The sequence below is a fragment of the Aeromonas sp. s4 genome (assembly GCF_040907855.1).
Taxonomy (GTDB): domain Bacteria; phylum Pseudomonadota; class Gammaproteobacteria; order Enterobacterales; family Aeromonadaceae; genus Aeromonas; species Aeromonas caviae.
In genome coordinates this window covers 81,650-89,632 of record NZ_JBFOCP010000017.1, presented here as the reverse complement: position 1 = coordinate 89,632, position 7,983 = coordinate 81,650, and the positions used below count along the sequence as shown (strand labels likewise).

Annotated in this window: 4 protein-coding genes; all 4 read right to left on the bottom strand. The window is 63.6% G+C overall.

Annotated features, from left to right (window positions below; genetic code table 11):
• Positions 1-127: 127 nt before the first annotated feature.
• Positions 128-1,291, bottom strand: coding sequence for a DUF1615 domain-containing protein (locus tag AB5Y89_RS03935; protein WP_368222908.1), 1,164 nt, complete (start codon positions 1,289-1,291; stop codon positions 128-130).
• A 145-nt stretch (positions 1,292-1,436) separates the two neighbouring features.
• On the bottom strand, positions 1,437-2,342 hold the full coding sequence (locus AB5Y89_RS03930; RefSeq protein ID WP_368222907.1) for a GGDEF domain-containing protein: 906 nt from the start codon (positions 2,340-2,342) through the stop codon (positions 1,437-1,439).
• A gap of 244 nt (positions 2,343-2,586) precedes the next feature.
• The gene (leuA, locus tag AB5Y89_RS03925; protein WP_041213099.1) at positions 2,587-4,245 is read right to left on the bottom strand and encodes a 2-isopropylmalate synthase; all 1,659 of its coding nucleotides are present in this window, start codon (positions 4,243-4,245) and stop codon (positions 2,587-2,589) included.
• Positions 4,246-4,751: 506 nt separating this feature from the next.
• Positions 4,752-7,976, bottom strand: coding sequence for a carbamoyl-phosphate synthase large subunit (gene carB / locus AB5Y89_RS03920; RefSeq protein WP_103242930.1), 3,225 nt, complete (start codon positions 7,974-7,976; stop codon positions 4,752-4,754).
• Between the last annotated feature and the right edge of the window lie 7 nt (positions 7,977-7,983).

Genomic DNA, 7,983 nt, shown 5'->3' with positions numbered 1-7,983 from the left:
GACTCCGGATAACACGGTAGGGGTACCGTTTTGTTATCCGGTTTGAAGCCGTATGACCACTCCCTTTTGTGGGCAACTGTCAGGTGAATACCATCCCCATACAGGCCGCCTTTGTTACTTCTGCAAATCAGCGGATCGTTGCCATCTTCTGCACGCAGCGCTGCTCGCGTTCATCCACCCGCTTGGCAAACCAGGCGGTGGTGAGGTTGCGGGTGATCTTGGGGCTCTTTAGCTGGATGCCGGGCAAGATGGCGCGGGGTTGCCGTGTCCCGGCCTGTTTGTCGGCCAGGGCGAAGACCCTGTGGTAGAGATCGCTTTTGGCAAAGTCGCTGCTGTCCCCGAGCTTCAGGCTCTGGTGAATGGCTTGCTTGCTCATGTTGACGCGGCTGGCGATGCTGTGCACTGCGAGCTCGGTCTTGCCGGGCAGATCCGAGTCGTAGCGGATGAGATCCCCGTCCAGGGCCAGGGGCTTGCCACTCACCCGGCTTACCGCCGCCTGGAAGGCCGCATTGCGGCTCGCGTACCAGCCCGCATTGAAGTCGGCGAAGCGATAGAGGGTATCCGGGTAGTCGGCGGGATAGCCGAAGATGTGTTTGGTGCCAAACCAGATGCCGCCCCGACGAGTGAACACCTCGTGGCGAATGGACTCCTTCACGGGATAGGGGTAGCCACGGGCGTTGGCTTCGGCAAAGGCGACGCTCACCTGCATGGGGCCGCCGGTGCGCACCGGGTTGAGGTTGCCAAAGAGCTGCTTGCCCATGGGGACGCTGCCTATCATGTCTTCGAAGATCTCGCTCATCTCCCGCTCGGTGCGAAGTTTGTCGATACGCTCGGCATAGCTCTTGCCGGTGGGGGATTGGATGGAGAGGGCTGTGCGCACCATGAACTCGGGGATGAGCAGCTTGCCGGCCCGGGCATTGATCTCCTTCCAGGCAATCTTGTTGAGGTTGGGCACCACGGGGTCCGCCTGATAGGTCGCCTCCTGCTCCGCCACCGCCAGCACGCTGCAGACATTGTGATCGCTCACCGTCAGCCCCTGGGTGGTGAGCGCCGTCACCACGTCATTGGCCCAGCCCGGCTTGTCCACCACGTTGCGCGGAAGGAAGCGCACGATACGGCTCTTCATGTCGGCCGGTTTTTGCGGCTGCATCGCCTTGGGAATGGGGCGCCCCGCCGGCGTCGCCGGGCTGGTCGGGGCGGGAGGCTCGCTGGCACAACCCGACAGCAGGGCAAGGGTAAGCAGTGACAACCTGCGCCAATGGGCATGAAACAAGGAGTGAGAGGGGATCATGAAGGCTTCCTGAAGAGCGGGACCTGCCCCTCATCACGAATGAGAGGGCTCGAATGCATGGAGGCGGACATTGTAGGGAACAAGTCTGACAAGATGAAGGCGGATGAACCTGCTGGCCCGCTGGCTGCGGCATCCCCTGGCGCCATCACGCCAGCTCCACCCGGTTGCGTCCCAGGTGCTTGGCCTGATAGAGGGCAAGATCGGTACGCTGGAGCAGGGCATCCACCCCCTCCCCGCTCTGGCTGATGCCCAGGGCAAGGCTCACGGTGAATCTTACCCCGTCACCTGAGACCAGCTCTTCGGTCGCGCACCTTATCTGCTCCGCCAGCGTACGGGCCTTGTCGCCCGTCATGCCGGGCAGCCAGATGGCAAACTCCTCTCCCCCAAGGCGTGCCACCACCCCATCCAATGGGCAGAGCTGGCGCAACAGGGTGCTAAATTCACGCAGCACATTGTCGCCGATGGCGTGGCCATAGCGATCGTTGATCAGCTTGAAGTGATCGAGATCCAGCAGCAGGAGCGGCGTCCCCTCCTCTCCGTGCGCCTCCAGCACGGCGCGAAACGCCCGGCGATTGGAGAGCCCGGTCAGCTCGTCTGACATGGCAAGGGAGGAGAGCCGCATCTGGGTGCCATACATCTGCTGCACCATCAGCAGCACACCCCAGGCCGAGGCCAGCATGCCGATCGTGCGCAGGCTGTCTTCCACCGTGGAGAGCCACCAGGGCTGGAAATAGGCCTCATCCATCAGATCGATGACGCCGGAGACGAGCCAGAGGGTCAGCCCGCCGGTGAGGGAGAGATAGGTTTTCAAGGTGATCTGGGCACACTGCACCACCCAGAACATGAACAGCAGGGTCAACACGTTGAGCGCTTCGGCCAGAGCCCCGACGGTATAGAGGTTGTGCTCCGCCAGGGGATCAAAACTGGCCCCATCCAGGATCCCCGTCAGCAGCAGCAGACAGGGCAGGCTCACCAGCGCGAGACGACGGCAGGGAGGAAGCGAGAAGAACCGGGCGGGGTGAACGGATAACCTGAGGGGAGTCTTCATCATTTTTTGGGCTCCAAGCGCGCATGTCTTCTATCCCGAATGGCAGCCGTTGGCTGCCATCGCCAGCGAACCCCGACGGCATTCCTGGTGGCAAATCACTGATATTGTGGGCCGATTTTTCCATAAAAAACAATCCCCTCACCATATGGGTCAGGGGATTGTTGCAACAGGGACGGCGCGATCTGCCGTGACATCGGAGTGGGCGGCCCTTCCCTGCTCGCCCTCACGGCAGGCGGGCAGTGCCGCCTCAGGCGCTCTGGCGCAGGGCCTGATGCTGGGCGGCGCCGTTGATCACCGCCTGCAGGGAGGCGTTGACCACGTCGCGACCGACGGCGACGCCACACATCCGGGTGCCCTCGACGCTCAGCAGCACATAAGCGGCGGCGCGGGATTCGGTGCCGGCGGTGAGCGCATGCTCGGAGTAATCCAGCACATCGATGTGCATGCCGGTCTGACGCTGCCAGCCGTTGACCAGGGCCGTGATGGCACCCTCCCCTTCACCACACAATTGCAGGGTGCCGTGGGGGGTCTGCAACTCCAGGCGCAGGCTCTCCTGACTGTCATGACCGAGCTGGAAGCGCCCGATGCGATAGCCGTGGGCCGGCTCAAGATAGTGCTGCTCGAACAGGGTGCGGATCTGCTCCGGGCTGATTTCGCTGCTGCTCGCCTCAGCCTCGGCTTGAACCCGGCGGCTGAAGTCGATTTGCAGCCAGCGCGGCAGTTGCAGACCGAGGTCACGCTCCAGCAGATAGGTCACCCCTCCCTTGCCGGACTGGCTATTGATGCGGATCACCGCCTCGTAGCTGCGACCGAGATCGGCAGGATCGATGGGCAGGTAAGCCACGTCCCAGTAGTGATCCGGTTTTTCTGCCGCGAGAGACTTGCGGATGGCATCCTGGTGGCTGCCGGAAAACGCCGTGTAGACCAGCTCGCCGGCATAAGGGTGGCGCGGGTGCAGGGCAATCTGGGTGCAGGCCCCCACGGTGGCGACGATGGCATCCATGTCGGACAGGTCCAGCTCGGGGTCAATCCCCTGGCTGTAGAGGTTCATGGCCATGGTGACGATGTCCATGTTGCCGGTGCGCTCCCCGTTGCCGAGCAGGGTGCCCTCAATGCGATCCGCCCCCGCCAGCACCGCCAGCTCGGCGGCGGCCACCCCGCAGCCTCTGTCGTTGTGGGTGTGGATGGAGATGCTCACCTCGGGTCGCGCCTTGAGGTGTCGGCAGAACCACTCCACCTGATCCGCAAACACGTTGGGGGTGCTCACCTCCACCGTGGCGGGGAGGTTCAGGATCATGGGACGGGCAGCGGCACGCCACTCGTCGATGACGGCGTCACACACCTCGACGGCGAACTCCACCTCGGTGCTGCTGAAGCTCTCCGGAGAATACTGGAAACTCCACTCGGTGCCCGGATTGCGGGCCGCATACTCCCTCACCCAGCGCGCCCCCTGCACGGCGATGGCCTTGACCCCGTCCTTGCCTGAGTTGAACACATAGTTGCGCTGGGTCGGGTTGACCGAGTTGTAGACGTGAACGATGGCCCGCTTCGCCCCCTTGAGCGCCTCGAAGGTGCGGGCGATCAGATCTTCGCGCGCCTGCACCAGCACCTGGATGGTGACGTCATCGGGGATGAGGTTGCGCTCGATGAGTTCGCGCACAAAATCGAAGTCGGGCTGGGAGGCCGCCGGGAAGCCCACCTCGATGTGCTTGAAACCGATGTGGGTCATCAGCGCCCACATTTGCAGCTTCTGGGCCACCGTCATGGGCTCGACCAGCGCCTGGTTGCCATCGCGCAGGTCCACGGCGCACCAGAGCGGTGCCCGCTCCAGTACCCGGTTGGGCCACTGGCGATCCGCCAGGTTGATCACGGGGGCACGGCGGTATTTGCGATGATCGAAGCTCATATTCAGATTCCCTTGACGGATGGGCGAGGCGCCGGACGACCGGGCCGACAGGCGGGTGGGGCAAGGAGGGGAAGCGGGTTGGTGCGGTAACACCGTCCCTGACGAGTCGCGCGGCGGTAACCACGCGACCGGTTTTCCTGCAGCCCCCGTCGGTCACCGGGGCCGGCCACGGCAGCCGGATCGGGCTGCGGGCGCTGATCCTCTCGCACGCCACCTTTTGGTGTGTCGGCGCAGACGACCTTGTTTGTATGAGCACCCAGTATAGGGAGGTCGTGGGGGCGAGAGATTGCGAAGATTGCACCCCGCCATGCCAATTCAGCAATATTGATGCAGTGAATCTCCAATAAAGGGGTGAGTATCACCACCCATGATGCATTATCCGCCATCTCACCCATCTTCCTTGCTGGCGCCCCCACCGGGAGTGGCCGGGCGCGGACAATAAAAAAAACCCCGCCATCGCTGGCGGGGTTTGCGTGCATCGAGCGGGCAGCGTGCTGCCGGTGCTCTTAGCGGTTGTTCACCCTCTCGTGCAGCTCCTGCACCGAGTTGACGTTGGCGGTGGCATCCACGCTGATGGCCATGCAGGTGGCGAAGGCCGCGTGCAGCGTGGTGGTGTAGGCCACCTTGTGCTGCAGGGCGCCGCGGCGCAGCTGCTTGGAATCCTGGATGGCCTGACGACCCTCGGCGGTGTTGACGATGTAGGTGTACTCGCCATTCTTGATGCGATCCAGAATGTGCGGACGCCCCTCGTGCACCTTGTTGACCAGACGCGGGTTGATGCTCGCCTCGCCCAAGGTCACGGCGGTGCCGTGGGTGGCGTCAAGGTCATAGCCCAGCTCCAGCAGCTTGGCGGCCAGGTTCACCACCCGCTCCTTGTCGCCGTGGCGCACGGACAAGAGGGCGCGACCTTCGCTCGGCACCTGGTGACCGGCACCCAGCTGCGCCTTGGCATAGGCCTCGGCGAAGCTGCTGCCCACCCCCATGACTTCACCGGTGGAGCGCATTTCCGGCCCCAGCAGCGGGTCCACACCCGGGAACTTGGCGAACGGCAGTACCACTTCCTTCACCGAGTAGTAGGGCGGGATGATCTCGGTGGTGAAGCCCTGTTCTTTCAGGCTCTGACCGGCCATGACGCGGGCGGCAATCTTGGCCAGCGGTGCGCCGGTGGCCTTGGAGACGAAGGGCACGGTACGGGCGGCACGGGGGTTCACCTCGATGAGGTAAATCTCGTTGTCTTTCACCGCGAACTGCACGTTCATCAGACCGACCACGCCGAGTTCCAGCGCCAGCTTGCGCACCTGCTCGCGCATCTCGTCCTGAATGGCCTTGGACAGGGTGTAGGGCGGCAGGGAGCAGGCGGAGTCACCGGAGTGGATACCGGCCTGCTCGATGTGCTCCATGATGCCGCCGATGACCACGTCAACGCCGTCGCAGATGGCGTCCACGTCCACCTCGGTAGCGTCGTCCAGGAAGCGGTCCAGCAGCACCGGCGACTCGTTGGAGACGCTCACTGCCTCGGCGAAGTAGCGGCGCAGGTCCTGCTCGTCATAGACGATTTCCATGGCGCGGCCACCCAGCACGTAGGAGGGGCGAACCACCAGCGGGTAGGTGATGCGCGTGGCCAGTTGCACGGCCTGCTCCAGGGCGGTGACGGTGCCGTTTTCCGGCTGCTTGAGCCCCAGGCGCTCGACGGCGGACTGGAAGCGCTCGCGATCTTCCGCGCGGTCGATGGCATCCGGGCTGGTACCAATCACCGGCACGCCGTTCGCTTCCAATGCCCGCGCCAGTTTCAGTGGAGTCTGGCCGCCGTACTGGACGATGACGCCCTTGGGCTGCTCGACCCGCACGATTTCCAGCACGTCTTCCAGGGTCACCGGCTCGAAGTAGAGACGGTCCGAGGTGTCGTAGTCGGTGGAGACGGTTTCCGGGTTGCAGTTGACCATGATGGTCTCGTAACCGTCTTCGCGCAGGGCCAGGGCCGCGTGTACGCAGCAGTAGTCGAACTCGATGCCCTGACCGATACGGTTCGGGCCGCCACCGATGACCATGATCTTGTCGCGGTTGGTGGGGTTGGCCTCGCACTCCTCGTCGTAGCTGGAGTACATGTAGGCGGTGTTGGTAGCGAACTCGGCGGCGCAGGTATCGACCCGCTTGTAGACCGGGAAGATGTTGTGGCGGGCACGCAATTTACGCACTTCACCTTCGGCCACGCCGAGGATCTTGGCCAGACGGGCGTCGGCAAAGCCTTTGCGCTTGAGGGCGCGCAGGAAGTCGGCGTCAAGACCGGCCATGCCGCGCTCTTTCACCTGCTCTTCCAGTTTCACCAACTCTTCAATCTGCACCAGGAACCAGGGGTCAATCTTGGTCAGCTTGAACACGCCGTCCATGGAGAGGCCGGCGCGGAAGGCGTCGGCGATGTAGAAGATGCGCTCGGCACCAGCATCCTGCAGCTCGTGACGGATGCGGGTCAGGGAGTCGGGGGCGTTCAGGTCAACCATGGGGTCGAAGCCGGTCTTGCCGGTCTCGAGACCACGCAGGGCCTTGTGCAGGGACTCCTGGAAGTTGCGGCCGATGGCCATCACTTCACCCACGGACTTCATCTGGGTGGTCAGACGGTCGTTGGCACCGGCGAACTTCTCGAAGTTGAAGCGCGGCACCTTGGTCACCACGTAGTCGATGGCCGGCTCGAAGGAGGCCGGGGTACGACCACCGGTGATGTCGTTCATCAGCTCGTCCAGGGTGTAACCGATGGCGAGCTTGGCGGCGATCTTGGCGATGGGGAAGCCGGTCGCCTTGGAGGCCAGTGCAGAGGAGCGCGACACCCGCGGGTTCATCTCGATGATGACCATGCGGCCGTCTTTGGGGTTGATGCCGAACTGGACGTTGGAGCCGCCAGTCTCGACGCCGATCTCGCGCAGCACCGCCATGGAGGCGTTGCGCATGATCTGGTACTCCTTGTCGGTCAGCGTCTGGGCTGGCGCGACCGTGATGGAGTCACCGGTGTGGATGCCCATGGGGTCGAAGTTTTCGATGGCGCAGACGATGATGCAGTTGTCGTTGCGATCCCGCACCACTTCCATCTCGTACTCTTTCCAGCCGATGAGCGACTCGTCGATGAGCAGCTCCTTGGTCGGGGAGAGATCCAGACCGCGCTCGCAGATCTCCACGAACTCTTCGGTGTTGTAGGCGATGCCGCCGCCCGAGCCACCCATGGTAAAGGAAGGACGGATGATGCAGGGGAAGCCGACCATCTGCTGCACGCCCCAGGCCTCTTCCATGTTGTGGGCGATACCGGCACGGGGGCACTCGAGACCGATGCTGCGCATGGCCTTGTCAAAGCGGGAGCGATCCTCGGCCTTGTCGATGGCGTCGGCGGTGGCGCCGATCATCTCGACACCGAACTCCTTGAGCACGCCATGCTGCTCCAGCGCCAGGGCGCAGTTCAGCGCAGTCTGACCACCCATGGTGGGCAGGATGGCGTCCGGGCGCTCTTTCTTGATGATCTCGCGCACCACTTCCCAGGTGATGGGCTCGATGTAGGTGGCGTCGGCCATCTCCGGGTCGGTCATGATGGTGGCCGGGTTGGAGTTCACCAGGATGACGCGGTAGCCCTCTTCTTTCAGGGCCTTGCACGCCTGGGCGCCGGAGTAGTCGAATTCGCAGGCCTGACCGATGACGATGGGGCCGGCGCCGAGGATCAGGATGCTCTGTAGGTCGTTACGTTTTGGCATGGCTCTC

Coding starts and splice junctions, on each gene's coding strand:
- AB5Y89_RS03930 (WP_368222907.1), bottom strand. CDS start 2,342: ATGATGAAGACTCCCCTCAGGTTATCCGTTCACCCCGCCCGGTTCTTC.
- AB5Y89_RS03935 (WP_368222908.1), bottom strand. CDS start 1,291: ATGATCCCCTCTCACTCCTTGTTTCATGCCCATTGGCGCAGGTTGTCA.
- carB (WP_103242930.1), bottom strand. CDS start 7,976: ATGCCAAAACGTAACGACCTACAGAGCATCCTGATCCTCGGCGCCGGC.
- leuA (WP_041213099.1), bottom strand. CDS start 4,245: ATGAGCTTCGATCATCGCAAATACCGCCGTGCCCCCGTGATCAACCTG.